The 24,816-nt window shown below is 74.2% G+C and carries 21 protein-coding genes; 10 read left to right on the top strand and 11 right to left on the bottom strand.

Annotated features, from left to right (window positions below):
- Positions 1-27: 27 nt before the first annotated feature.
- From AB0D99_RS33735 to AB0D99_RS33720, 4 genes are all read right to left on the bottom strand, one after another.
- Complete coding sequence (locus tag AB0D99_RS33735; protein WP_362371305.1) at positions 28-924, bottom strand: hypothetical protein; 897 nt, start codon at positions 922-924, stop codon at positions 28-30.
- Positions 921-1,712 carry a hypothetical protein gene (locus AB0D99_RS33730; RefSeq protein WP_362371302.1) on the bottom strand — a complete coding sequence of 264 codons (792 nt, stop codon included), beginning with the start codon at positions 1,710-1,712 and terminating at the stop codon, positions 921-923. The genes AB0D99_RS33735 and AB0D99_RS33730 overlap by 4 nt, the downstream gene beginning before the upstream one ends.
- Positions 1,709-3,235 (bottom strand): hypothetical protein, encoded by a 1,527-nt coding sequence (locus tag AB0D99_RS33725; RefSeq protein ID WP_362371299.1) that lies wholly within the window; start codon positions 3,233-3,235, stop codon positions 1,709-1,711. The genes AB0D99_RS33730 and AB0D99_RS33725 overlap by 4 nt, the downstream gene beginning before the upstream one ends.
- Before the next feature lie 99 nt (positions 3,236-3,334).
- The gene (locus tag AB0D99_RS33720; RefSeq protein WP_362371296.1) at positions 3,335-4,039 is read right to left on the bottom strand and encodes a GntR family transcriptional regulator; all 705 of its coding nucleotides are present in this window, start codon (positions 4,037-4,039) and stop codon (positions 3,335-3,337) included.
- A gap of 170 nt (positions 4,040-4,209) precedes the next feature.
- Between AB0D99_RS33720 and AB0D99_RS33715 the strand changes: the two genes are divergently transcribed.
- The 4 genes from AB0D99_RS33715 to AB0D99_RS33700 all read left to right on the top strand — a co-directional run bounded on the left by AB0D99_RS33715 (position 4,210) and on the right by AB0D99_RS33700 (position 7,869).
- The gene (locus AB0D99_RS33715; protein ID WP_362371293.1) at positions 4,210-5,490 is read left to right on the top strand and encodes an MFS transporter; all 1,281 of its coding nucleotides are present in this window, start codon (positions 4,210-4,212) and stop codon (positions 5,488-5,490) included.
- Positions 5,491-5,621: 131 nt separating this feature from the next.
- Positions 5,622-6,386, top strand: a complete 765-nt coding sequence (locus AB0D99_RS33710) for a 5-oxoprolinase subunit PxpA (RefSeq protein ID WP_362371290.1) — start codon at positions 5,622-5,624, stop codon at positions 6,384-6,386.
- On the top strand, positions 6,383-7,009 hold the full coding sequence (locus tag AB0D99_RS33705) for an allophanate hydrolase subunit 1 (RefSeq protein ID WP_362371287.1): 627 nt from the start codon (positions 6,383-6,385) through the stop codon (positions 7,007-7,009). The genes AB0D99_RS33710 and AB0D99_RS33705 overlap by 4 nt, the downstream gene beginning before the upstream one ends.
- A complete protein-coding gene (locus tag AB0D99_RS33700; protein WP_362371284.1) occupies positions 7,006-7,869 on the top strand; it encodes a biotin-dependent carboxyltransferase family protein in 864 nt (287 codons plus the stop codon). The genes AB0D99_RS33705 and AB0D99_RS33700 overlap by 4 nt, the downstream gene beginning before the upstream one ends.
- A 28-nt stretch (positions 7,870-7,897) precedes the next feature.
- Here the strand turns inward: AB0D99_RS33700 and AB0D99_RS33695 are convergent, their stop codons facing one another.
- The 6 genes from AB0D99_RS33695 to AB0D99_RS33670 all read right to left on the bottom strand — a co-directional run bounded on the left by AB0D99_RS33695 (position 7,898) and on the right by AB0D99_RS33670 (position 17,320).
- Positions 7,898-11,497 (bottom strand): hydantoinase B/oxoprolinase family protein, encoded by a 3,600-nt coding sequence (locus AB0D99_RS33695; protein ID WP_362371281.1) that lies wholly within the window; start codon positions 11,495-11,497, stop codon positions 7,898-7,900.
- A complete protein-coding gene (locus AB0D99_RS33690) occupies positions 11,494-12,381 on the bottom strand; it encodes an SGNH/GDSL hydrolase family protein (protein ID WP_362371314.1) in 888 nt (295 codons plus the stop codon). The genes AB0D99_RS33695 and AB0D99_RS33690 overlap by 4 nt, the downstream gene beginning before the upstream one ends.
- 332 nt (positions 12,382-12,713) lie before the next feature.
- Complete coding sequence (locus AB0D99_RS33685; RefSeq protein ID WP_362371278.1) at positions 12,714-13,913, bottom strand: glycosyltransferase; 1,200 nt, start codon at positions 13,911-13,913, stop codon at positions 12,714-12,716.
- Positions 13,910-15,043: a glycosyltransferase family 1 protein gene (locus AB0D99_RS33680; RefSeq protein WP_362371275.1), complete on the bottom strand. Its 1,134-nt coding sequence runs from the start codon at positions 15,041-15,043 to the stop codon at positions 13,910-13,912. The genes AB0D99_RS33685 and AB0D99_RS33680 overlap by 4 nt, the downstream gene beginning before the upstream one ends.
- A 226-nt stretch (positions 15,044-15,269) precedes the next feature.
- Positions 15,270-16,685 (bottom strand): HEAT repeat domain-containing protein, encoded by a 1,416-nt coding sequence (locus AB0D99_RS33675; RefSeq protein WP_362371272.1) that lies wholly within the window; start codon positions 16,683-16,685, stop codon positions 15,270-15,272.
- 242 nt (positions 16,686-16,927) lie between these two features.
- Positions 16,928-17,320: an ankyrin repeat domain-containing protein gene (locus AB0D99_RS33670; protein ID WP_362371269.1), complete on the bottom strand. Its 393-nt coding sequence runs from the start codon at positions 17,318-17,320 to the stop codon at positions 16,928-16,930.
- Positions 17,321-17,625: 305 nt separating this feature from the next.
- Between AB0D99_RS33670 and AB0D99_RS33665 the strand changes: the two genes are divergently transcribed.
- Complete coding sequence (locus AB0D99_RS33665) at positions 17,626-17,820, top strand: hypothetical protein (RefSeq protein ID WP_046907412.1); 195 nt, start codon at positions 17,626-17,628, stop codon at positions 17,818-17,820.
- 37 nt (positions 17,821-17,857) lie between these two features.
- Entirely contained in the window at positions 17,858-19,510 is a 1,653-nt protein-coding gene (locus AB0D99_RS33660; protein WP_362371265.1) for a hypothetical protein, read from the top strand.
- Positions 19,511-19,642: 132 nt separating this feature from the next.
- Here the strand turns inward: AB0D99_RS33660 and AB0D99_RS33655 are convergent, their stop codons facing one another.
- Positions 19,643-21,142: a PLP-dependent aminotransferase family protein gene (locus tag AB0D99_RS33655; RefSeq protein ID WP_362371262.1), complete on the bottom strand. Its 1,500-nt coding sequence runs from the start codon at positions 21,140-21,142 to the stop codon at positions 19,643-19,645.
- A 64-nt stretch (positions 21,143-21,206) separates the two neighbouring features.
- On the opposite strand from AB0D99_RS33655, the gene AB0D99_RS33650 reads away from it, so the two are divergent.
- The 4 genes from AB0D99_RS33650 (at position 21,207) to AB0D99_RS33635 (ending at position 24,710) form a co-directional block, all read left to right on the top strand.
- Positions 21,207-21,923: a hypothetical protein gene (locus AB0D99_RS33650; protein ID WP_362371259.1), complete on the top strand. Its 717-nt coding sequence runs from the start codon at positions 21,207-21,209 to the stop codon at positions 21,921-21,923.
- Complete coding sequence (locus AB0D99_RS33645) at positions 21,920-22,684, top strand: glycerophosphodiester phosphodiesterase family protein (RefSeq protein ID WP_362371256.1); 765 nt, start codon at positions 21,920-21,922, stop codon at positions 22,682-22,684. Before AB0D99_RS33650 ends, AB0D99_RS33645 begins: the two co-directional genes overlap by 4 nt.
- Positions 22,685-22,724: 40 nt before the next feature.
- The gene (locus AB0D99_RS33640) at positions 22,725-24,080 is read left to right on the top strand and encodes an MFS transporter (protein WP_362371253.1); all 1,356 of its coding nucleotides are present in this window, start codon (positions 22,725-22,727) and stop codon (positions 24,078-24,080) included.
- A 255-nt stretch (positions 24,081-24,335) separates the two neighbouring features.
- Positions 24,336-24,710, top strand: a complete 375-nt coding sequence (locus AB0D99_RS33635) for an RNA polymerase-binding protein RbpA (protein WP_026278069.1) — start codon at positions 24,336-24,338, stop codon at positions 24,708-24,710.
- The last annotated feature ends 106 nt before the right edge of the window (positions 24,711-24,816 follow it).

Below are 24,816 nucleotides of genomic sequence, written 5' to 3'. Positions count from 1 at the left end.
GATGACGGCGGGCGGTGGCGCGGGCGGTTACGCGTGGAAGGGCAGGCCGGCGTCGGCGGCGAGCTCCAGGTCGTCGCCCTCGGGCGGCGGCAGGAGCGTCGCGGTGCCGTCGCTGACGGGGACGACGCCGAGGTCGAGGAGCTCGGCCATGGCGGCGCTGCCCGCCATGTCGCGCACCTGGAGCTGGTACCGGGCGGTGGTGCGGTAGGCGCCGCCCGCGTCGTCTCCGGTGCGCTGGAGGAAGCCGGAGTCGGTGAGGAAGGCGACGGCCTTGCCGACGATGCCGGTGGTGGAGCCGGCGAGGCGGCGGGCGTCCTTGGTGGCGCCGGTGGAGCTGCGGCGGGCGTAGATCCGCCAGGCGGCCTCCAGGCCGGGGGCGTCGGACGCGGGGTCGGTGTTCTCGCCCTGCTCCTCGGCGCGTTCTTCGAGGCGTCGGCATGCCTGGCGTACGAAGGAGTCGACGCCGTTGACGGTGAGGCGGCCGATGTAGCCGTCGTCGGCGAGGTCCTCGGGCCGGGGGAAGGCCATGGCGGCGACGGCGAGGTGGGCGAGGCCGTGCAGGAAGCGGTCGGCCGAGTCGGTGGAGGCGCGGCGGGCGTAGTCGCCCATGCGGACGGCGAAGACGGAGTCCTCGCCTGCGGTGACGGCCATGCCGGCGCGCGGGGAGACCTCCAGGACCACGAGTCCGAGGCCGGTGGCGACGGCGTCGGCGAGGCGCCCGAAGGCGGGGTCCTCGCGGTAGCGCCGGAGCAGCTCCGCGTACTCGCCGTCGCGGGCGGGCAGCAGTTTGGGCTGGAGCCCGAACGAGACGAGCCGCGCGGCGTCGGCCGCGTCCGCGGGGGTCACGGCCGTGGGGGCGGCGGGGGTGTGCGGGGGCTCCGGCTCGCTCCACGCGTCGGCGTGCTCGGCGTGGTGTTCGCTCACGGCTGGGGCTCCTCGGTGGGGGTGGTCGGTGGTACGGCGGGCACGGGGCGCGGCAGCGGCAGGCGGACGGGGACGACGCGCACCACGGGCCGTCGGGGCGGGACCTCGGCGGACGTGCCCCCGGCGGCGGTCAGCCGGACGGCCCGCACCTGGGGCGCCGGGCTCCGCCGCACGGGCGCGGGCGCCGACACGAGACCGACGGGCATGGCGGGCTCCACCGGCACGGCGGGCGGCGTGGGTGCGACGGGCACCGGGGGCTCGACGGGCGGCGTGGGTGCGGCGAGCACCGGGGGCTCGACGGGCGGCGTGGGTGCGGACGGCTCGACGGGCGGCCTGAGTGCGGCCGGCTCCGCCGGCACGGCGGGCGGCGTGGGTGCGGTCGGTCGCGTGGGCTGCCGAGGTGCCGTCGGCGGGTGCACCACCGCCTCGGCGGGCACGGCCGGTGCCGGCACGAGACCGGCGGGGGGCATGACGGACACGGGCGGCTCGACGGTCGGCGCGGGCGCCGTGGCCGGCGGATCGTCGCTGGTCGGGGATGGGGCGGCGGCGGGCGCCTCGGTCACGTCCGCCTCCCGGGCGGGGAACGGCTCGGTCACGAGCGGGCCCCCGGCCGGCAGGGGCAGCGCTGCCGCGAGGGGGATTTCGGCCGAGGGTGCGGGCACGATGACGGCGCCTCCCGGGAGAAGGGTCCCCTCGGCTGCCGACGGCGCGGCCTCGGCCGGTGACGCCTGCTCCCGTGGGGAAGGCGGCTCGGTCAGCGTTCCCGTCGTCGCCCGGTCCGTGGTCATGATGCCTCCGTGCGGTCCGCCGCCATGCCGAGTGCGTCCAGGAGGGCCGTACCCACTATCAGGTCGGCGCCGCCGAACTCGGGGTCGTCCAGCTGCACGCCGTCGTCCACGGCGAAGAGCAGGCGCTCCTCTCCCTGGCGGTAGGCGGTGCCGACCGGGGGGCTCGCCGCGTGGACGGCGAGGAGGGCGACGAGGTACGGCAGGTCGGGGTCGCGCCGACGGGCGTCGGCGAGGAGTCCGGAGAGACGGCGCGGGGCGTCGTGCTCCAGATCGAGCAGCTGCATCGCGCTCGCCAGCTGCTCCTCGCTGAAGCGGCTGTCGTCGGGGGTGGCGATCAGGTCCGGCTCGGGCATCTCGGCGCCGAGGTGCTCGCGCTCGACCGGCGGGGTGAGCAGCAGCTCGACCAGGTCGCCGAGGCGTACGGAGGCGGGGGTGCGCAGCCCGGTGCCGTGGGCGAAGAAGGCGTCGGTGACCTTGGTCGCCTGCTCCACGGGGAGAGGCAGGATCGGTGCGACCAGCTGCCCGTACAGGTCTATCCCGGTGTACGAGGTGGGCGCCGCGAAGGCCTGCCGGTCCTGCTCGGCCCGGAAGAGGGGTCCCGCCTCCAGGAGGCGGGACTGGAGCTGGGTGTGGCGCCGGATGCAGTCCTTGACGATGTCGACGAGCTCGGCGGCGCGGCGCTTGTGCTCGGCGTCCTCGGCCTCGTCGCGGGCCTTGCGGATGTTGGTGAGGATCGCGTTCTCGTGGCGGTAGCGGTCGGCGACGTGGTCGAGCGCCTCGGCGATCATGTCCGGAACCGCCTGGAGCCAGTCCACCGCGCGGACGTTGCGCCGGGTCGCCTCCAGGGTCTTGCGGAGGGTCTCGGCGTACTGAACGGTGCGGTACCGCGCCTGCTCGGCGGCGAGCTGGGCGTCGGCGAGGCGTCCGCGGCTGATGAGGACCTCGAGCTTCACCTCGGCCGCGATCTGGGCGCTGGTGACGTCGGTGTCGAGGGCGCCGACGAGGACGTTGACCGCTTCGTCGGTGGTGCGGAGGTAGACCCCGCCTCCGTAGCCGGGCACCTCCTCGATCAGCTTGAAGTCGTAGTCCCGGCGGGTGTAGACGCCGTCGGCGCCGAAGGTGCCGTAGACCGCGCGGAAGCCGCGGTCCACGCTGCCGACGTTGATCAGGTTCTCCATGACCCAGCGGGCCACGCGCTCGTGCTCGGCGGCGGGGCGGGCCGGGGCCTGCGCGGCGACGCGGGGCAGGAGACGGGCGACGATCTGCTCGTGGTCGGCGCCGGTGTCGAAGTCCATGTTGAGCGTGACGAGGTCGATCGCGGCGAGGGCGACCTCGGCCATCGCGTAGACCGAGTACTCGCCGGCCAGGTTGGCCTTGCGGGTGTCCAGGTCGTGCAGCGGCGCGGTGCACGCGAGCGCGCGGAGGCGCCGCGCGAGCCCTTCGTCGGCGGCCGGGCCCTGCGCGGGCCGCGGCCCCGCGCTGAGCTGGGGCGGAACGAGGTCCGTCGAGGCAGGCGAAGTCACGGTGCACAGATTAGGTCCTCGCACCGACAACGGTCGAAACGGCGCAGATACCCCCCGGGGCGCCCGAGGACGTGGTAGCCGGGGGTGCGCCCCCTCGGGTCAGCTCTCCGGGGCCTCCGGCTCCTCGACCGCCCTGGCGTAGACCTCGACGATGCGGGTGAGGGAGTCGTCGAGGTAGCGGGCGAGGAGGCGCTCGGCCGTCGTGTGGTCGCCGGCGAGGAGGGCTTCCAGAATCTCCCGGTTTCGTACGAGATAGGGCTCGTGGAGGCCGCGGGGGTCGTCGACGACGTGGAACGCGAGGCGGAGTTCGGCGAGGACGCCCCTCATGAGTTCGTCGGTGCGCGCGCTGCCGGCCAGGGCGACCAGCTCGCGGTGGAAGTGGATGTTGGCGGTGGAGACGCCCTTCCAGTCCGCGGCGCGGGCGGCCCGCTCTCCCTCCTCGACGGCGGCGGCGAGGCCGTCGACGGCGAACGGCGGCCGCCCGAGGCCGCGGACGACCGCGCATTCGACGAGACGGCGCGTCCGGTAGATGTCGGCGACGTCCTCGACGGCGAGGACCCGCACGAAGACGCCCCGGTTGAGCTGGTGGACGAGCAGCCGTTCGTGCGTGAGCAGCCGGAACGCCTCGCGCAGGGTGTTGCGGGAGACGCCGAGAGCGCCGCCGATGCTGTCCTCGGAGAGCCGGGTGCCGGGCGGGAAGAAGCCCTCGGCGATACGGGTGCGCAGGATGTCCGCCACCCGCTCCGCCGTGCTGGTCCGCCCGAGCAGCGCCCGGTCGTCCGCCAGTTCGTCGATTCCGCCCACGGTTCTCCGTTCCCTCCGTCGTCCGCGGCCGAGTCAATCGCAGACACCCCTCGGAGACAAGAACATGACGACATGCCTCTTGTCGGATCGTTCAACGATCCTCTACGTTGACGTCACCGCGCGGTCCTTCCCTCCGTCCTCAGGCACGCCTCCCCCTCTGCGAGGTGCAGATGAGCACGACACAGACCCAGCAGCAGACCCAGGGCGAACGGCCCGACGACACGGGCGCGTTCGCCTGGCTGCGGGCCCTCGGGCCACGCGGCCGCCGCGCCTTCGGCGGCGCGTTCGGCGGATACGCCCTGGACTCCTACGACTTCTTCACGCTGCCGCTGTCGATGGTGGCCATCGCCGCCTACTTCTCCCTCGACAAGGGCCAGACCGGGCTGCTGACCACGGTCACCCTCGTCGTCTCGGCGATCGGCGGCGCGCTGGCGGGCATCCTCGCCGACCGCATCGGCCGGGTGAAGGCGCTGATGATCACCGTCATCACCTACGCGCTCTTCACCGTGCTGTGCGGGTTCGCGCCCAACTACGAGACGCTGCTGGTCTTCCGGGCCCTGCAGGGCCTGGGATTCGGCGGCGAGTGGGCCGTCGGCGCGATCCTGGTCGCCGAGTACGCCTCCGCCAGGCACCGGGGCCGTACCCTCGGCGGCATCCAGAGCGCCTGGGCCGCCGGCTGGGCGCTCGCGGTGATCGTCTACACCCTGGTCTTCCAGTTCGTGGACGCCGACCTCGCCTGGCGGGTCATGTTCTGGACCGGCGCCCTGCCGGCCCTCCTGGTGGTCTACGTCCGGCGGAACGTCGAGGACGCCCCGCAGGCCGCCGAGATCCGGCGCGGCTCCGCCGAACGCGGCTCGTTCACCGCGATCTTCAAGGGGCCGCTGCTGCGGACCACGCTCTTCGCGGTGCTCCTGTCGACCGGCGTGCAGGGCGGCTACTACACCCTCGCCACCTGGGTCCCCACCTTCCTGAAGACCGAACGCGGTCTGACGGTGGTCGGCACCGGCGGCTATCTGACCTTCCTGATCTCCGGGGCCTTCATCGGCTATCTGACCGGGGGCTACCTCACGGACCGGCTCGGCCGGAAGAAGAACATCGCGCTCTTCGCCGCCCTGTCGGCGGTGTCGGTCCTCGCCTACACGAACATCCCCTCCGGGGCGAACGACCTCCTGCTCGTGCTCGGCTTCCCCCTCGGCTTCTGCATGTCGGCCATCTTCAGCGGCTTCGGCTCCTTCCTCGCCGAGCTGTACCCGACGGCGGTCCGGGGCACCGGGCAGGGCTTCACGTACAACACCGGGCGCGCCGTGGGCGCGGTCTTCCCGACCCTGGTGGGCTTCCTCGCCGAGAGCTGGGGCGTCGGAGGCGCGCTGGTCTTCGGCGCCATCGGCTACGGCCTCGCCGTCCTCGCGCTGCTCGGACTTCCGGAGACCCGCGGAAAGGAACTCGTGTGACGGCCTCGCGTCCGCCCTCGGCGATCCCCCGCCCATCGGGGCGGAAGCCCGTCACCGGCCCGCCCGTCGTCGAAGACCGCGTCGCGGCCTGACCCGTACCACCACGCCCCGGGAAGGAAGGAACCGTCACCATGACCTGGGCCTCGATCGATCTCAACGCCGACCTCGGAGAGGGCTTCGGCCGGTGGACGCTGACCGACGACGAGGAGCTGCTCTCCGTGGTCACCAGCGCCAACGTGGCCTGCGGTTTCCACGCCGGGGACGCGGTCACCATGCGGCGCGTCTGCGAGCTGGCGGCCGAGAAGGGCGTACGGATCGGCGCCCAGGTGTCGTACCGCGATCTGGCCGGCTTCGGCCGGCGCTCCATGGACGTGCCCGCCGAGGAGCTGGCGGCCGAGGTGGCGTACCAGATCGGCGCGCTCGCGGTCTTCGCCCGGGCGGCCGGTTCGGCGGTCTCGTACGTCAAGCCGCACGGGGCGCTGTACAACCGGGTGGTCCGTGACGAGGAGCAGGCCGCGGCGGTCGTCGACGGGGTGCGCCTCGCCGGGGGCGGGCTCCCCGTGCTCGGTCTGCCCGGCTCGCGGCTGCACGAGGCCGCCGAGAGGGCGGGGCTGCCGGTCGTCGCGGAGGCGTTCGGCGACCGGGCGTACACGGCGGACGGCTCCCTGCTGCCACGGGGGCGGGAGGGGGCCGTCGTCACCGACGCGTCGGAGGTCGTCGAACGGTCGGTGTCCATGGCCCGGTTCGGGGTCGTGACGGCGCACTGCGGGCGGACCGTCTCGGTCCGGGCGCGGTCGCTCTGTCTGCACGGGGACACCCCCGGCGCGGTCGGCCTCGCCCGGCAGGTGCGCGCCCGGCTGGAGGCCGACGGGGTGAGAGTGGAGGCGTTCGCATGAGGGCGCGGCGCGTGTTCCGGGTGGGAGAGCGGGCCCTCCTCGTCGAGTTGGGGAGCGGCACGGAGACCGAGGCGTTCCACGCCGAGCTGCTGCGCCGACGGGCGGGCGGTGCGCTGCCCTCCGTACGGGAGATCGTGCCGGCGGCGCGGACCGTCCTGCTCGACGGCGTGGACGCGCCGGACCTGCTGGCCGGGCAGCTGCGGGAGTGGTCGGTTCCGCCGCTCCCCGCGCGCGTGGAGCGGGCCGTCGAGGTGCCCGTGCGCTACGACGGACCGGATCTGGCCGAGGTGGCCGCGCTGTGGGGGGTGTCCGTGGAGACGGCGGCGCGGATCCACTCGGAGACCGAGTTCCGGGTCGCGTTCTGCGGGTTCGCCCCCGGGTTCGGCTATCTGACCGGGCTCGGCGAGCAGTACCAGGTGCCGCGCCGGGCCACACCGCGCACGGCCGTCCCGGCCGGATCGGTCGCGCTCGCCGGGCCGTACACGGGTGTGTACCCGCGTTCCTCCCCCGGCGGCTGGCAGGTGATCGGCTCCACCGACACGGTGTTGTGGGACGCGGGCCGGGAGCCGGCGGCGCTGCTCACACCCGGCGCCCGGGTGCGTTTCGTGAGGGAGAGTCGGTGACCGATCGTGCGGTGTCCGTCGCGCGGCCCGGAGCGCTGACCACCGTGCAGGACCTGGGGCGGACCGGCTACGCGCACCTGGGGGTGCCCCGCTCGGGGGCGCTGGACCCGGGAGCGGCCGCTCTGGTGAACCGGCTGGTCGGCAATCCGGAGTCGGCCGCGGTCCTGGAGACCACGCTCGACGGATGCGCGGTACGGCCCCGGTGCGCGGTGACCGTCGCGGTGGGCGGCGCTCCGTGCCCGGTCACCGTCGACGGACGCCCGGTCGCCTGGGGCAGGGCGGTGCGGGTCGCCGCCGGAGCGCTCCTGGAGGTCGGCGCGGCCACCCACGGTCTGCGGACGTACGTGGGCCTCGGCGGCGGGGTCGCCGTCGAGGCCGTCCTCGGCAGCCGCTCCACCGACCTGCTGTCCCGGCTCGGTCCGGCCCCGCTGGCCGAGGGGACCGTGCTGCCGCTCGGGGCGGAACCGGCCGTACGGGGGTCGGCCGACGCACCGCCCTGGCCCGGCCCGCCGGACGAACTCGTCCTGCGGGTCCGGCTCGGACCGCGGCACGACTGGTTCACGTCCGGGGCGCTCCGCACCCTCGCCACGCGCGCGTACCGGGTCTCCTCGGCCAGCAACCGCATCGGGCTGCGCACGGAGGGGCCGCCGCTCGAACGGGCACGAGCCGGCGAACTCCCCAGCGAGGGCATGGTCCTGGGCGCGGTCCAGGTTCCGCCGGACGGCCGTCCGGTGGTCTTTCTCGCGGACCATCCGACGACCGGCGGCTATCCGGTGGTGGCGGTGGTGCGGGAGGCGGACCTCGGGGCGGCCGCGCAGGCGGTGCCGGGGACCCCGGTGCGGTTCGTGCCGCTGCGCTGAACGCCGGGGGTCTCGCACCGGAGGCCGCTCACGCGCCGGCGGGGCCGTACCCTCCTCCGCCCGGGGTCCGCAGCACCAGGACGTCGTCCGGGGCGACCTCGGTGGTGTCGACTCCGCCCAGCCGCTCGACGGTGCCGTCGGCGCGTTCGACCAGGTTCTGCCCGAGCTGCCCGGGCTCGCCGCCGGCCATGCCGTAGGGCGGGACCCTGCGGTGGCCCGTCAGCAGCGTCACGGTCATCGGCTCCAGGAAGCGGACGCGGCGCTCGACGCCGTTGCCGCCGTGCCACCGGCCGGACCCGCCGCTGTCCCGGCGTACGGCGAAGGAGTCCACCCGGACGGGGTGGCGCCACTCCAGGATCTCGGGGTCGGTGAGACGGGAGTTGGTCATGTGCGTCTGGACGGCGTCGGCCCCGTCGAAGCCGTCCCCCGCGCCCGAGCCGCTCGCGACCGTCTCGTAGTACTGCACGCGCGCGTTGCCGAAGGTCACGTTGTTCATCGTGCCCGAGCCCTCGGCCTGGACGCCGAGGGCCGCGTACAGCGCACCGGTGACCGCCTGGGAGGTCTCCACGTTCCCGGCGACCGTCGCCGCCGGATAGGCGGGCGCGAGCATCGAGCCGGGCGGCACACGGATGTCCAGGGGTTCCAGGCAGCCGCTGTTGAGGGGGATGTCGTCGTCGACGAGCGTGCGGAAGACGTACAGGACGGCGGCCATCACGACGGAGGTCGGCGCGTTGGCGTTGCCCGGCTGCTCGGGAGAGGTGCCGGCGAAGTCGAGGACCGCCGAGCGCCGCTCGCGGTCGACGTGGACCGCGACCTGGACGACCGCGCCGCCGTCCGTCTCGTAGCGGTACGAACCGTCCTGGAGCCCGGCCACGATCCGCCGGACGGACTCCTCGGCGTTCGCCCGCACGTGCCGCATGTAGGCGTGGACGACGTCGAGGCCGAACTGGTCGACCATGGCGCGCAGTTCCTCGATCCCCTTCTCGTTGGCGGCGATCTGGGCGCGCAGGTCGGCGAGGTTGGTGTCCGGGTCGCGGGAGGGGTGGCGGGCGCCGGTCAGCAGCCCGCGGGTCTCGTCCTCGCGCAGTCGGCCGTCCCGTACGAGCAGCCAGTTGTCGAAGAGGACGCCTTCCTCGTGCACGGTCCGGCTGAACGCCGGCATGGAACCGGGGGTGATGCCCCCGATCTCGGCGTGATGTCCGCGCGAGGCGACGAGGAAGAGCAGTTCCGCTCCGGCGTCGTCGAAGACCGGCGTCACCACCGTGACGTCCGGGAGGTGCGTGCCGCCGTGGTAGGGGTCGTTGATCGCGTAGACGTCGCCGGGGCGCAGGGAGTCCCCGCCCCGCCGCAGCACCTCCTTGATGGACTCGCCCATGGAGCCGAGGTGGACGGGGATGTGGGGGGCGTTGGCGATCAGGTTGCCCTCGGCGTCGAACAGGGCGCAGGAGAAGTCGAGCCGCTCCTTGATGTTGACGGAGTGGGCGGTGTTCTCCAGGCGCACGCCCATCTGCTCGGCGATCGACATGAAGAGGTTGTTGAAGACCTCCAGGAGGACGGGGTCGACGTCCGTGCCGACCGCCACGCGCGCGGGGCGGGGCAGCGCGCGGGTGAGGACGAGGTGGCCACCGTCGCCTGCCGTGGCCCGCCAGCCGGGGTCGACGACGGTGGTGGCGTCCGCCTCCGCGAGGATCGCGGGGCCGGTGACGGTGTCCCCGGGGCGCAGGTCCTCGCGCCGGTACAGCGGGGCGTCGGCCGCCGCGCCCGGTGCCGCGCCGTGCATGCGCACCGTCGCCCGGGGGGTGGGGTCCCCGTCCCGTTCGCCGGTCTCGACGGCCACCGGGCCGTGCGGTCCCGCGGTGCCGACGGCCTCCACGGAGACCGCTTCGACCACGAGCGGCCGGTCCATGGTGAAGGCGTACCGCGCGCGGTGGAGGGCCGTGAACGCCTCGGCCATCTCGTCGGCCCCGGCCAGGTCGACCTGGAGGCCGGCGTCCGTGCCCGCGTAGCGCAGCACCACGCGCGCGTGGGTGGTGATCGCGGAGTCGGGGAGCCCGTCGGCGCGCAGCTCTCCCCCGGTCCTCCCGGCGAGTTCGGAGCAGAGCTCCGTCACGCGCGCGTGCGTCCCGGGGGCGTGGAGTTCCTCCTCGACCGACTGCTCGCGCATGGCGGTGGCGTCGGCGAGGCCGATGCCGTACGCGGAGAGCACCCCGGCCAGCGGCGGTACGAGGACGGTGTCGACGCCCAGGGCGTCCGCGACGGCGCAGGCGTGCTGGCCGCCCGCGCCGCCGAAGCTGGTGAGGGCGTAACGGGTGATGTCGTGGCCGCGCTGGACGGAGATCTTCTTGACGGCGTTGGCCATGTTGAGGACGGCGATCTCGAGAAAGCCGGCGGCGACCTCCTCGGGGGTGCGTCCGCCCCCGGTATCGCGCGCAAGGGCGGTGAACCTCTCACGTACGACGGCGGCGTCGAGCGGCTGGTCGCCGTCCGGTCCGAAGACGGCGGGGAAGTGGTCGGGCTGGACGCGGCCGAGCATCACGTTGGCGTCGGTGACGGTGAGCGGGCCGCCGCGGCGGTAGCAGGCCGGGCCGGGGACGGCGCCCGCGGAGTCGGGGCCGACGCGGTAGCGCCGGCCGTCGTAGTGGAGGACGGAGCCGCCGCCCGCGGCGACGGTGTGGATGTTCATCATCGGGGCGCGCATCCGCACACCGGCGACCTGTGTACCCAGTTCACGCTCGAACTCGCCGGCGTAGTGCGACACATCGGTGGAGGTGCCGCCCATGTCGAAGCCGATCACCCGGTCGTACCCGGCCTGTTCCGAGGTGCGGGCCATGCCGACGACGCCGCCGGCCGGTCCGGACAGGACGGCGTCCTTGCCGCGGAAGTGGGCGGCTTCGCGCAGCCCGCCGTTGGACTGCATGAACATCAGCCGGATCCCCGCGAGTTCACGGGCCACCTCGTCGACGTACCGGCGCAGGATCGGGGAGAGGTAGGCGTCGACGACGGTGGTGTCGCCGCGGGGCACGAGTTTGATGAGCGGGCTGACCTCGTGGGAGCAGCTGATCTGGGTGAAGCCGAGCGTGCGGGCGCGGGCGGCGATCCGGGTCTCGTGGTCGGGGTGGCGGTAGCCGTGCATGAGGACGACGGCGGCGGAGCGGTAGCCGTCGCGGTGGGCGGTCCGCAGCTCCTCGGCGACGGCGTCCTCGTCGAGCGGCGTCACGACGCGGCCGTGGGCGTCGACCCGTTCGGGGACCTCGATCACCCGCTCGTACACGGCTTCGGGGAGCACGATGTGGCGGTCGAAGAGCCGGGGCCGGTTCTGGTAGGCGATGCGCAGCGCGTCGCGGAAGCCCGCGGTGACGAGGAGGACGGTCGGCTCGCCGCGTCGTTCCAGGAGGGCGTTGGTGGCGACGGTGGTGCCCATCTTGACGACGTCGATCCGGTCGGCGGGGACCGGATCGTCGGGGCCGAGACCGAGGAGGAGGCGGATCCCCGCCACGGCGGCGTCGTGCGGGCGGGCCGGGTCGTGGGAGAGGAGCTTGCGGGTGACGAGCCGCCCGTCGGGCCGCCGGCCCACGATGTCGGTGAAGGTGCCGCCACGGTCGATCCAGAACTCCCAGCGCCCGGTCATTCCCCCATTGTGGCCACCGGGACGTCCAGCGACACCGCCGTGAGGGCGGCGGACAGGGCGTGTTCGGCCCGCCGGTCGAGCCGGGCGGCCGTACCGCCCGCCCAGTGACGCAGCTCGGAGCCCGCGAGGCGCACCAGCTGCGGCAGCAGGTCGTGGCAGCGCCGGGCGACCCAGCCGGTGCCTGCGGTGGCGAGCCAGAGCACCGCCTCCGCGCGGGTGGGAGGGGGCTGTTCGGGCTCGGGCGAGGGGGGCCTGCCGTGGGCGAGGCCCCGGGCGGCCAGCAGGACGTGGAACCGCGCGGCGATGGCCCGGTGGCCCCGCTCGCCCGGGTGGAGCCGGTCGGCGCTCCACAGGGAGCGGTCGTCGGTCCACCGCGGGTCGGCGAGGTGGAGATGGACGGCGTCGTAGCGGTCGGACACCGCGTGCACGAGGGCGTTGACGGCCTTCTGCCGCCGGGCGAGCGGACGGGCGAGTGGGGCGGGGAGGCCCAGCATCCGGCCGGGGTCGGGCAGGCAGGCGGTGAGGAGTACGGCTCCGCTCGCCGTGAGGTCCGCGCAGACCCGGTCGAGGCGGCGGGCCAGCCGGGCTATGTCGAAGGTGTGGCGCAGGGTGTCGTTGACCCCGACGACGACGGAGGCCAGGTCCGGCCGGAAGGCCACGGCTTCGGGGGCCTGCCGCTCGGCCACCTCCTGGCTCTGGGCCCCGCTGACGGCGAGGTTCCGGAACTCGACGCGCTGCGCCGGCCCTCCGATCCCCTCGGCGAGCAGGGCGGCCCAGCCGCGCCAGGCCCCGTCGACGCGGTCTCCGACGCCCTCGCTGAGGGAGTCGCCGAGCACGGCGAAGCGGACCACGGAGGTGGGGTCGGCCATGGGGGACGGAGGCATGGCGGCTCCGATGGTTCCCGCCACCGGACGAGGCGCCTCGTCCGGTGGCATCGGAGGCGCCTCCTCCGTTACGGCCACGTCCGGTGCCGCCGCCCCCTCCGCGTCCGGGCCGAGACGCGCGGCGGCGGGGCCGAGACGCGGAGGGCGCAGCTGGTCCACGCGCGCGTGGGGAGCCTGCGCGGGCAGCCGGTCCACACGCGCGTCCGGGCCGAGACGCGGCGCGGGCAGCTCGTCCACGCGCTGGGGAGCCTGCGCGGGCAGCCGGTCCACGCGCGGATCGGGCGCCGGCGCGGGGTCGGGACCGGAGTCCGCGGTCGGCGGGGCCGTGGTGGTCATGTGCGGGCTCCCTGGGGCGGGACGCGGATCGAGGCCGGGGCCGCGTCGTGGGCCTGGAGGAACGCCGCGATCGAGCGGTCCCATCCGAACAGCTCGGCACGCGCGCGTGCCGCCGCGCGGCGCTCCCGCTCCGGGCGGGCGAGCAGGGAACGGATGCTCGCGGCGAAGGCCGCCGGGGTGTCGGCCGCCCCGGCTCCCGCGTCGCCGAGCACCTCGGGAAGCGCCGAGGACGCACTGGCGACCACCGGCGTACCGCAGGCCAGGGCCTCCAGCGCGGACAGACCGAACGTTTCAGCAGGCCCGGGGGCCAGACACAGATCGGCGGCGGCCTGGAGCTCGGCCAGCGTCTCGCGGTTCGCGACGTGCCCCAGGAACCGCACGGGCAGCCGTTCGTCCCGGGCACGACGCTCCAACGCGGCCCGCATCGGACCGTCGCCGGCCACGACGAGCGCGGCCCGAACCCCTGCGGCGCGCACGTGCGCGAGCGCGTCCAGCGCCGTTCCCGGCCGCTTCTCCACGGAGAGCCGCGAGCACATCAGCAGCAGCACCCGCTGACCGTCCGCGTGCCGGGCCCGCAGGACGGTGCTGCGCCGCCCGGGCCTGCAGCGGTCCAGGTCCACGCCGAGCGGCGCCCGTACGACATTGCGGGCCCCGATCCGTACGAACTCCCGCTCCGCCCACTCCGTCGTGCACAGGATCCGCGAATACGCCCAGGCCGTACGGCGGTTGATCCGGTCAGCGGCCCGGGCTGCGGCCGCCGACGGCACGCCCCAGGTCCGCAGCACGCCGTCGGCGGTCTCGTGCGAGACCATCACCGACGGCACCCGGGCGCGCCTCGCCCACTCCCCCGTCCAGCGCAGGGTGGTCCGGTCGGAGACCTCCAGGCGGTCCGGGGCGAGTTCCTCGAGGAGCCGCCGCAGGCGCCGGCGGTCGGCGAGGACGCGGTAGCCACCGGTCCCGGGCAGGACGGGGCCGGGCAGGGTGATGATCCGCCCCTGGTCGGTGTGCTGATCGCTCCCGACGTCGCCGGGGACGATCAGGACGGGCTCGTGTCCGGCCGCGAGGTAGCCGCGGCCGAGTTGGTCGAGCGCGGTGCGCAGACCACCGGAGGTGGGGGTGACGAAATTGGCGAGCCGGACGATCCGCAAGGGCCGGGGCGCTTCGAGCGCGTCCGGGCCGCCTCCGAGGACGTTCATGCCGCGACCGCCGTCCGCTCGCGCAGCACCTCCAGGTAGTGGCCGATCAGTTCGTCGCCGACGGCCTCCCAGGTCCGGCCCTCGACCGCCGCCCGCGCCGCCCGTCCGTAGGCGGTGCGCAGTGCCGGTGCCGCCGCGAGGGAGGCGACGGCCTCCCGCAGCGCCGTGGTGTCGTCCGGCGGGACCAGGAGCCCGGTCCGCCGGTGGTCGACCAGGTCCAGCGGGCCGCCCGCGGCCGGGGCGACCACGGGGACGCCGCTCGCCATCGCCTCCTGCACGGTCTGGCAGAACGTCTCGTACGGACCGGTGTGCGCGAACACGTCGAGCGAGGCGAAGATCCTCGCCAGGTCCGTGCCGGTGCGCCGGCCGAGGAACTCCGCGCCGGGCAGGGCGCTCCGCAGGCCGGGGCCGCTCGGCCCGTCGCCGACGACCACGACCCGGACGCCGGGCAGTCCGCAGACCCCGGCGAGCAGCTCGACGCGCTTCTCGGGGGCGAGGCGGCCGACGTAGCCGACGAGGAGCTCGCCGCCCGGGGCGAGCTCGCGGCGCAGGGCGTCGTCGCGCAGCCCGGGACGGAAGCGGACGGTGTCGACGCCGCGCCGCCAGAGTCGTACGCGGCCGATGCCGTGCGTCTCCAGGTCGCGCGCGGCGGCGGTGGACGGGGCGAGCGTACGGTCGGCCGCGCCGTGGACGGCCCGGAGCCGGCGCCAGGCGGCGCCCTCGCCCGTGCCCACATAGGTGCGGGCGTAGCCGGCGAGGTCGGTCTGGTAGACGGCGACGGCGGGCAGTCCGAGACGGGTCGCGGCGGCCATGCCGCGTACGCCGAGGACGAAGGGGCCGGCGAGGTGCACCAGGTCGGCCCGGTGCGCGGCGATGGCGGCGGTGAGGCGGCGGCTGGGCAGCGCGACGCGCACCTGCGGATAGCCGGGCAGCGGGAGGGAGGGTACGCGCACCACGGGGCAGGGCGCGTCGGAGTCCAGGGGGGCGGCGGGTCCGGTGACGGGGGCGGCCGGGGCGATGACGAGCGGGTCATGGCCGCGGCGGACGAGGTGGCGCGCGGTCTGCAGGGCGCAGTGCGCCACACCGTTGACGTCGGGTGGGAAGGATTCGGTGACGATGACGACACGCATACCGGTGTTGTCGTCGCGCCCGGCGTGTTCCCGCCGACGTCGATCTGGACGCGCGGGGAACGTCCCATGAGCGTTTGCCCCGCCGCACCCCACCGGCCCCGGGCCGGCCGTCCGGGCCGAACGGCCCCGGCCCGTCGCGCGTCCGCCCGCCACGGGGCCCGGGTCCCGGGCCCCACCGCCGCGACGTCGGAGCCGGCGTCCCGCTCACGCGGGCGCGCCCGCCCCCTCAGACCTGCAGGTCCGGCCCTATGCGGTTGCGGACCGCCGTCTGGACCTCGGCCTCCTCGGCCGGGTCGGCCGCGAGTCGGCGCAGTCGCTCCGCGACCCGTACGTCACCGGTCTCGGCGTGCAGCGCCGCGACCTCGCGCGTGGTCTCCTCGCAGTCCCAGAGGCATTCGACGGCGAAGCCCGTCGCGAAGGTCGGGTCGGTGGCCGCGAGGGCGCGGGCCGTGCGGCCGCGCAGTTGGGAGGAGGCCGTCTCTCGGTAGACGTGGCGCAGCACGGGGGCGGCGCAGCCGATGCCGAGGCGGCCCGCGCCGTCGACGAGGGTGTAGAGGGCGGTCGCGTCGGGGCCCTCGGCGCGGACCGTCTCGCGCAGGGCGCCGAGGACGAGGCGGGCGTCGTGGACTCCGCCGCGGCAGGCGAGGACTCCGGCGGCGGCCGCCCCGAGCGCGTCGGGCCGGTGGACCCAGCCGCGGGCGCGGTCGACGGCGGGCTCGCCGCACATGCGCTCGAACGCGGAGACGGCGGCTTCGGAGACGGTGCGGGAGTCGCTGCCGGCGGCGGCCTCGATGAGGTCGAGGACGGCGGGGTCGCGTGATTCGGCGAGGTAGTGGAGGGCGGCGCAGCGCGCGCCGTCGGGTCCGCTGCGGGCGGCCTCGACGATGACCGGGCGGTCCTCGGGGCCGGCGACGGCGGTCAGGCAGCGGGCGGCGGGGCCGTGCAGCGGCGCGCCGCGCTCCAGTCCCTCCTGGGCCCAGTCGAAGACCGCCTGGACGCTCCAGCCGGGGCGGGGGCCGCTCGGTCGCATCTGGCGCTGCCAGCGGTCGAAGGAGCCCTGTTCCTGGGCGGCCCTGACCCGGGCGCCGACGGCGTCGCGCTGGTCCTCGGCCCACAGCCGCCACGGGCGGGGCTCGAAGGCGTCCCGTACGGCGCTCGCCAGCTCGGCGTCGCCCTCCGGGGTGGCGGGGAAGCGGGCGAGGACCGGGGCGGCGAGCGAGCGCAGCCCGGCGTCGTCGTCGCGCAGGGCGAGCTCGTCGAGGGCCCAGGCCCAGTTGGTGCCGGTGGCGGCGTACCGCCGGAGCAGCACCAGGGCGTCCTGGCGGCCGTAGGAGGCGAGGTGTCCGAGGACGGCGAGCGCGAGCCCGGTCCTGTTCTCCTCGGTGTCGAAGTGGTCCTCGGCGCCGAAGAGGTGGGTCTCGATCTCCGTGAGCCCGCCGTGCAGGTCGAGGTACAGGCGCGCGTAGTAGAGGGAGCGGTTCTCGACCTGCCAGTCCTGGCGGGGGTCGCTGAGAACGCAGTGGTTGAGGGCCGCGAGGGCCTCGGCGCGTGGCGCGGCGAGGGCGTGCAGAGTGCCGTCGCCGCGGCCCCTCTGCAGCAGGCCGAGCAGGGTGCCGCTCGGCGCTATGACTGGTTCGAACATGGAAGATGCCTCACATCAAGCTGTCGACACGACCGGGAGTACCGGGGACTGGTGATCGCCTAGGCCGCGCAGCAACATGTTCGGCCGCCCGTCGTCCTTCGCTTGGTGTTGACCATCTTCCTCTGCCTCTCGTCGGTGGCCCGGTGTGGGCCCGACGTCATGATGACCCAGCCATTTCGCCACCGCGACCACATTTACGACACCGCTCTCACCTGGGCTTCAGCGCCCGTTCACCCGGATCTTCACCGGGCGTCGAACAGCTCCAGGAGTTCTGTCTTCCCAAACATCCGAGCAGTATCCACGGCAGACGGAGTACCCGCTTCCGGATTTGCGCCGCCGGTGAGCAGCGCACGGACGACGGCGTCCTCGCCCTTGAAGACCGCGCCGGCGAGCGGGGTCTGGCCGCGGTCGTTGGCGCGGTCGCCGTCGGCGCCTCGGGCCAGCAGGGCGGCGACCGCCTCCGCGTGCCCGTGATAGGCGGCGAGCATGAGGAGAGAGTCGCCCCGGTCGTTGGTGAGGTCGGCCGGGACGCCCGCGTCGACGTAGGCGGCCAGGGTCTCGGCGTCGCCCGTCCGCGCGAGGTCGAAGACCTTGCTCGCCAGCTCGATGACCTCGGGGTCCGGAGTCTCGCTCATCGGACGTGTCCGCCTTTCCGTTCCGTCGCGCACGCGGGTTCCCGTGCGGGTGGCCTGCGTACGGCCACGAAGGCCGTACGAGTGAATCGACAGGGTACTGCCCGTCCCGCGACATGACCGGACGCGTCCACGGCAAAGATCACCTAGCGCGCTCCGGACATTTCGCCACCCGAGCGCCCCCTCCACCTCCGCCAGTCAAGTGAAATCGCCCGTCTTTCACCCATATGCACCTTTAATCGCATAGATACTTCCCGTGAACCTGGAAGGACTCATGGTGACTGTCCCCTCAACCAGGAGAACCCCTCATGATCCTGTCCATCTCAGGCGTGGTCCTGCTCGGCATCATCTGCTTCCTGTTCTTCAAGAAGGACGGGATGAAGGCGTCCCACGCCCTCGTCAGCGCCCTCTTCGGTTTCTACCTCGCGGGCACCGCCATCGCCCCGAGCATCACCGCAGGAGGCCAGAGCCTCGCCAGCCTCTTGGGCGGGATCAAGTTCTGACGCCCCACACCCCCTTCCACAACTCCAGGAGTACGACGTGGCCCGGCGACCACTCCCCCGCATTCTGAGCAGCGGCAGCGACCGGATCGCTCGCAGTCGAGAGATCGCGCGCACGGCCGCCGACAGCGCCACCGACGTGCTCCATCCGCTGATCACCATCACGCGTGGTCTGCGGAAGCTGGCCGCGACCGCGCGTGCCAGGTGGGCCGCGACCCCGAAGGAGCGGCGCGGTCCCACGCTGCTCCTGGTCGCGGCCTGCGTCCTCGTCCTCGCGCTCGTCCCCTACGGCCCACTCCTCGCCCTCGTGTCGGTGATGGGCGCCGCCGCCTGGACGGGGCGCGAGCGCCCGGTCGTGAAGACCGGGCCCGACGAGGCCGAGACCGAGCGGCTCAAGGGCCTCTACGAGGCCCTGGTGCCGTACTTCTCCGTCCCCGAGGACCCGGCTCCGCTCTTCGCCCACGGCGGCGACTGGACCGGCGCCTTCGGGGACCACGCCTTCGACGACGACGGGCGGCTCAGCCGCCTGCGGATCAGGTACCCCGCGTACTTCACCGACGGGGAGGCCGCCGCCCGCGCCCGGATCGAACAGCTGCTGCACGCCAAGTCAGGCCGCGGCCGCGAGTACCTCTTCGACTGGGACGAGGAGGGCAACCAGCTCGTCATGAGCGTGCTGCCGCCCCTTCCGACCACCATCGCCGCCCAGCGCTTCGTCATCGCTCCCGGCGAGACGGTCCTCGGCTTCACCGACGCCGACGCCGTCCAGCGGACGGTGCCGGTGCGGGCCGCCGACGGTGCGCAGGACGCGCCCCCGGTCGTCTGGCGCACCGGTCCGCGCTCCACGGAGCCCCATCTGCTCGCCGTCGGCCAGCCCGGCAGCGGCACGACGTCCCTCCTGCGCTCCCTCGCGCTCCAGGCCCTGCCGCACGGCGACGTGCTGATCATCGAGGGCAGCGCCACCGGCGAGTACGCCTGTCTGACCGGCCGCGCCGGGGTGCTGGGCGTCGAGTGCGGCCTCGCGGGCGCGCTGGCCAGCCTGGAGTGGGCGGCGCACGAGACCGAGCGACGGCTGATCGCCGCGAACCGGGCCCGGCAGGCGGGCCACCCCGCACCCGACGACACCAGGCGCCCGCTGTGGATCCTGCTGGACCGGCCGAGCGTCCTCGGCCACCTGGCGGCGGCCGACGGCCGGCCCGACCCGCAGGACCTGCTCCACGTGCCCCTGCGGCACGGCAGGGCCGCGCAGGTCACGGTGGTGGTGGCGGAGCAGTTCGACAGCGTGGAGACGCTGGGCGAGACCGTACGCACGCACACCCGCGCGCGGGTGGTGCTCGGCCCCGCCTCCCCCGACCAGATCGCGTCGGTCCTCGGCGTCGGTCCGCACACGACCCCGGTCCCGGCCGTCCCGCCGGGTCGCGGTTACGCCCGCCTCGGCGGCGGCCGGGTCCTCCGGCTCCAGGTACCGGCGACGCCCGACCCCTTCGACGACGCGACGAGCGAGGCGGACCGCCAGGCCGTCCTGGCGCTGCTGCCGGAGCGGCAGGACGCCACGGGCGCGGCGGTCGAGGCGGCACCCGGATCCGCGCCCGACCCCGGCCCCGACCCCGGCCCCGCCGTCATGACGAAGCCCCCCGCCCACGCACCCGACCCGGGTCCGGCCCCGCTCCACGCCCCGGTCCCGGCCGAGGGCTGACGCCCCACAGACGCCGGAGGGCGGGTACGGACCACACGTCCGTACCCGCCCTCCGGCGTACTCCCCTCGCCCCGGCGGCGTCCGGCGATCAGAGCATCGGGAACCGCCGCCCCATGCGGGTCTCCCCGCCGATCAGGCCACGAACGTCCGCGCGGGCTCCACGCCCGCCCCGGCGCCCGACTCCACGAGCCGCGCCGCGGCCGCGAGCCGGACCGCCGCCTCCTCCGCGACCGGCCCGCCGACGGTGAACGGCAGCCGGACGTACCCCTCGAAGGCGCCGTCCACGCCGAACCGCGGCCCCGAGGGCACCCGTACCCCCACCCGCTCGCCGACCTCGGCGATCCGCGAGCCCGAGAGGCCGCCCGTACGGACCCAGAGCGTCAGGCCCCCGCGCGGGACCTCGAACTCCCACTCCGGGAGCTCGGCCCGCACGGCCGCCACGAGCGCGTCACGGTTCTCCCGCGCCTGGGCGCGGCGGATGTCGACGGCCTGCTCCCAGCCCCCAGTGCGCATCAGCCAGTTGACGCCGAGCTGCTCCAGGACAGGGGTGCCCAGGTCCGCGTAGGCCCGCGCCGCGACCAGGGAGCGGATCACGTCGGGGGCGGCCCGCACCCAGCCGATCCTCATGCCCGCCCAGAACGCCTTGCTCGCCGAGCCGACCGTCAGCACCGTCGCGCCCGCCGGGTCGAAGGCACAGACGGGCCGGGGCATCTCCAGGCCGTCGTCGAGGAACAGTTCCGACATCGTCTCGTCGACGACCAGGACCGTGCCGGCCGAGCGGGCCGCGTCGACGAGCTGCCGTCGCTGGTCCTCGTCGGCCAGGGCGCCGGTGGGGTTGTGGAAGTCCGCGACCACGTACGCCAGCCGCGGCGCCGCGTCCCGCAGCACCTGGCGCCAGCGGTTCAGGTCCCAGCCGGTCAGCCCCTCGGCCATGGCGACGGGGACGAGCCGGGCGCCCGCGGAGCGCATGAGCTGGAGGATGTTGGCGTACGACGGCGATTCGACGGCGATCCGCTCGCCGCGCCCGGCGAAGAGGTGGCAGATCGCGTCGATGGCGCCCATCGCGCCGGTGGTGACCATGATCTGCTCGGGCATGGTCGGGATGCCCCGCTCGGTGTAGCGGTCGGCGAGCATCTGCCGCAGCGCGGGCAGCCCGGCCGGGTAGTCCCCGTGCGTGTGGGCGTACGGAGGCAGCTCCTCCAGAGCCCCCTGCACGCTCCGGGTCAGCCAGGGCTCGGGGGCGGGCAGCGCCGCGCAGCCGAGGTCGATCATCGAGCCGAGCGACTCCGGCGGCAGCGGTTCGAGCCCGCGCGCGGGCAGCGGGTTCCCGGCGGGCACGGCCGTCCAGCTGCCGGCCCCGCGACGGGACTCGAGGAAGCCCTCGGCGCGCAGCGCCTCGTAGGCCGCCGCGACCGTCGTCCGGCTGACGGTGAGCGCGACCGCGAGCTCACGCTCGGCGGGCAGCCGGGCGGCCACCGGCACGCGGCCCTCCAGCACGAGAAGGCGGATGCCGTCGGCCAGCGCGCGGTAGGCGGGCGGCTTTCGCGCGCCCGGTCCCGCGGGCCGCGGCTGCTGCGCCTGAAGCTGCCGTGCCAGCTGGGCCGGCCCGACGGCCGAGGTCCACTGAGCCATGGAAGTCAGTCCACCTTCCTCGAATTGGCCATGGTTGGGATGAGATCCCCCGCCACAGAGTGTCATGAGTCAGTCCACTACCACCACAGGGGGCACCACCTTGTCCATCGCCTCCGGCCTCCGCGGCCGGCTCACCGGTCGCCATCTGACCCGTCGGCTCGCGCAGCTGTACGTCGGACTGGCGCTGTACGGGATCAGTTCGGCGCTTCTGGTGCGCGGCGGGCTCGGCCTGGAGCCCTGGGGCGTCCTCCACCAGGGTCTCGCCGAGAAGACCGGGCTGACCATCGGAGTCGTCTCGATCTTCGTCGGGGCGGTCGTCCTGCTCCTGTGGATTCCGATCCGCCAGAAGCCGGGCCTGGGCACGGTGTCGAACGTCTTCGTCATCGGCGTGGCGATGGACGCGACGCTCGCCCTGGTCCCGGAGGCCGGGGGGATGGCCGTGCGGATCGCCCTCCTGGTGCTCGGCATCGTGCTCAACGGCATGGCGACCGGCCTCTACATCGCCGCCCGGTTCGGCCCCGGTCCGCGCGACGGCCTGATGACCGGACTGCACCGGCTCACCGGCCGCTCGATCCGGCTCGTCCGCACGGCCATCGAGGTCGCCGTGGTCGCCACCGGCTTCCTGCTCGGCGGCTCGGTCGGCATCGGCACGGTCCTCTACGCCCTGAGCATCGGCCCGCTCGCGCAGCTCTTCCTGCGCTGGTTCGCCATCCCCGAGAAGGACGTGCGGAGCACCGTGGTCGCCTCGGGGACACCGGAGCAGGCGATACTGCGGCGGTGACTCGCGTACGCCACCCCTACCTCGACCACCCCTCGCCCATCCCCTTCGCCCACCGCGGCGGCACGGCGGACGGCCTGGAGAACACCGCGGCCGCCTTCCGGAGGGCCGCGGCCGCCGGATACCGCTACTTCGAGACCGATGTCCACACCACCGCGGACGGCGTCCTGGTCGCCTTCCACGACTCGACGCTCGACCGGGTCACGGACGCCTCCGGCCGTATCCGGGACCTCCCCTGGGACGCCGTCCGCGAGGCGCGGGTGGCCGGCAAGGAGCCGCTGCCGCTCTTCGAGGAGCTCCTGGAGGAGTTCCCCGAGGCGCGCTGGAACGTGGACCTGAAGGCCGAGTCGTCCCTGGTCCCGCTGGTCGACCTGATCCGCAGGACCGGGGCGTGGGACCGGATCTGCGTCGGCTCCTTCACCGAGGGGCGGGTGGCCCGGGCCCAGCGCCTCGCGGGTCCGCGGCTGGCCACCTCGTACGGCGTGAAGGGCGTCCTCGGCCTGCGGCTGCGCTCGTTCGGCATCCCGGCGGCGCTGCGCGCGGGCGCCGTCGCCGCCCAGGTGCCCGCGAGCCAGGGCGGCATCCCGGTGGTCGACCGCCGCTTCGTGCGGGAGGCCCACGCCCGGGGCCTCCAGGTGCACGTGTGGACCGTCAACGATCCGGAGCGGATGAACTCTCTCCTCGACCTGGGGGTGGATGGCATCATGACCGATCATCTGGAGGCGCTGCGCGCAGTGCTGACCGCCCGGGGCTCGTGGGTCTGACCGCGTGCCCCGCACGGGAACGAACGAGGGGGGCGCGGCCGTGACCGCCGACATCACCGAGCCGGAGGGGCACACCGCCGATCCGGCCGAACGCAGGCGCGAGCAACGCGGCTGGTACTTCTACGACTTCGCCTGCTCGGTCTATTCGACGAGCGTGGTGACGGTCTTCCTCGGCCCGTACCTGACCTCGGTGGCGAAGGCCGCCGCGGACGCGGACGGCTTCGTCCACCCCCTGGGCATACCGGTGCGGGCCGGCTCGCTCTTCGCCTACGCCGTCTCGGCCTCGCTCGTCGTGGCGGTCCTCGTGATGCCCCTGGTGGGCGCGGCGGCGGACCGTACGGGACGCAAGAAGCCGCTGCTGGCGGTCGCCGCGTACACCGGCGCGGCGGCGACGGCGGGCATGTTCTTCCTGAGCGGCGACCGCTATCTGCTCGGGGCGTTCCTGCTCATCGTCGCGAACGCCTCCCTGGCGGTCTCGATGGTGCTCTACAACGCCTATCTGCCGCAGATCGCGACGCCGGACGAACGGGACTCGGTCTCCTCGCGCGGCTGGGCCTTCGGCTACACCTCGGGCGCCCTGGTCCTCGTCCTCAACCTGATCCTGTACTCCGGGCACGAGTCCTTCGGTGTCACGGAGGGCATGGCGGTGCGGATCTGCCTGGCCTCGGCCGGGCTGTGGTGGGGCGCCTTCACGCTGATTCCGCTGCGGCGCCTGCGCGACCGGCACGTCCCGCCGAAGGGCGAGGGGGCCGTCGGCGGTGGCTGGCGGCAGCTGATGGCGACGTTGCGGGACATGCGCCGCCACCCCCTGACCCTGTCGTTCCTGCTCGCGTACCTGATCTACAACGACGGCGTGCAGACCGTGATCTCGCAGGCGTCGATCTACGGCTCCGAGGAGCTGGGGCTGGAGCAGACGACCCTCATCACGGCGGTGCTGCTGGTCCAGGTGCTCGCGGTGGTGGGAGCCCTCGGCATGGGGCGGCTGGCTCGCACCCACGGCGCCAAGCGCGTGATCCTCGGGTCGCTGGCGGTCTGGACGCTGATCCTGGGTGCCGGCTACTTCCTCCCGGCCGACGCGCCGGTGGCGTTCTTCTGCCTCGCGGCGGCGATCGGTCTCGTCCTCGGCGGGAGCCAGGCGCTGTCGCGCTCGCTCTTCTCCCATCTGGTGCCGCGCGGCAAGGAGGCGGAGTACTTCTCCGCGTACGAGATGAGCGACCGGGGCCTGAGCTGGCTGGGGCCACTGGTGTTCGGTCTCGCGTATCAGCTGACCGGGAGCTACCGGGATGCCATCATCTCTCTGGTGATCTTCTTCGCGGCCGGTTTCGTGCTGCTCGCGCGGGTACCCGTACGCCGTGCGGTGGCCGCCGCCGGCAACCCTGTTCCGGACCGGATTTAGACGCGGCAGTGAAAGGCCGGTAGTGTACGCCTTTGGCCTGCCAGGCGGACCGTTACTGCGTGCTGCTTTGGTGAAGACGCTGGGTGACATCTGCTGCCAGATGTGACAAACCGGGCACTGGTGGGTAGAACAAGGGGCGGCACGACGGGCGACGCATGACCCGGAACGGGAATCTTTACCGCCGACCGGACGTTGACCGGATGACGACGACAGCGACACCTGTCCTGTGGGCGACAAGCCCGGGAGGCACGATTCATGAGTGAGCGAGCTCTTCGCGGCACGCGCCTCGTGGTGACCAGCTACGAGACCGACCGCGGCATCGATCTGGCCCCGCGCCAGGCCGTGGAGTACGCATGCGAGAAGGGCCATCGTTTTGAGATGCCCTTCTCGGTGGAAGCGGAAATTCCGCCGGAGTGGGAGTGCAAGGTCTGCGGCAGCCAGGCACTCCTGGTTGACGGGGACGGCCCCGAGGAGAAGAAGGGCAAGCCGGCGCGCACGCACTGGGACATGCTCATGGAGCGGCGCACCCGCGAGGAGCTGGAGGAGGTCCTGGCCGAGAGGCTGGCGGTCCTTCGTTCCGGCGCCATGAACATCGCCGTACATCCTCGGGACAGCCGCAAGTCCGCCTAGCGGACGGCACGGCGAGAGCGACGCCGCGGGGCCCGGTACACAAGGTGTACCGGGCCCCCCCCCGAAGGGGTGCGGCGTTATCCCGGAAGGGAGAGCCGGGGTGGTG

Origin of the sequence: Streptomyces sp. NPDC047971 (genome assembly GCF_040653355.1) — a bacterium.
Taxonomy (GTDB): Bacteria; Actinomycetota; Actinomycetes; order Streptomycetales; family Streptomycetaceae; genus Streptomyces.
This window is presented reverse-complemented; position numbering and strand designations above follow the sequence as displayed.

Coding starts and splice junctions, on each gene's coding strand:
- AB0D99_RS33730 (WP_362371302.1), bottom strand. CDS start 1,712: ATGACCACGGACCGGGCGACGACGGGAACGCTGACCGAGCCGCCTTCC.
- AB0D99_RS33650 (WP_362371259.1), top strand. CDS start 21,207: ATGAGTCAGTCCACTACCACCACAGGGGGCACCACCTTGTCCATCGCC.
- AB0D99_RS33655 (WP_362371262.1), bottom strand. CDS start 21,142: ATGGCTCAGTGGACCTCGGCCGTCGGGCCGGCCCAGCTGGCACGGCAG.
- AB0D99_RS33675 (WP_362371272.1), bottom strand. CDS start 16,685: ATGTTCGAACCAGTCATAGCGCCGAGCGGCACCCTGCTCGGCCTGCTG.
- AB0D99_RS33635 (WP_026278069.1), top strand. CDS start 24,336: ATGAGTGAGCGAGCTCTTCGCGGCACGCGCCTCGTGGTGACCAGCTAC.
- AB0D99_RS33695 (WP_362371281.1), bottom strand. CDS start 11,497: ATGACCGGGCGCTGGGAGTTCTGGATCGACCGTGGCGGCACCTTCACC.
- AB0D99_RS33680 (WP_362371275.1), bottom strand. CDS start 15,043: ATGCGTGTCGTCATCGTCACCGAATCCTTCCCACCCGACGTCAACGGT.
- AB0D99_RS33705 (WP_362371287.1), top strand. CDS start 6,383: ATGAGGGCGCGGCGCGTGTTCCGGGTGGGAGAGCGGGCCCTCCTCGTC.
- AB0D99_RS33685 (WP_362371278.1), bottom strand. CDS start 13,913: ATGAACGTCCTCGGAGGCGGCCCGGACGCGCTCGAAGCGCCCCGGCCC.
- AB0D99_RS33715 (WP_362371293.1), top strand. CDS start 4,210: ATGAGCACGACACAGACCCAGCAGCAGACCCAGGGCGAACGGCCCGAC.
- AB0D99_RS33710 (WP_362371290.1), top strand. CDS start 5,622: ATGACCTGGGCCTCGATCGATCTCAACGCCGACCTCGGAGAGGGCTTC.
- AB0D99_RS33690 (WP_362371314.1), bottom strand. CDS start 12,381: ATGCCTCCGTCCCCCATGGCCGACCCCACCTCCGTGGTCCGCTTCGCC.
- AB0D99_RS33665 (WP_046907412.1), top strand. CDS start 17,626: ATGATCCTGTCCATCTCAGGCGTGGTCCTGCTCGGCATCATCTGCTTC.
- AB0D99_RS33670 (WP_362371269.1), bottom strand. CDS start 17,320: ATGAGCGAGACTCCGGACCCCGAGGTCATCGAGCTGGCGAGCAAGGTC.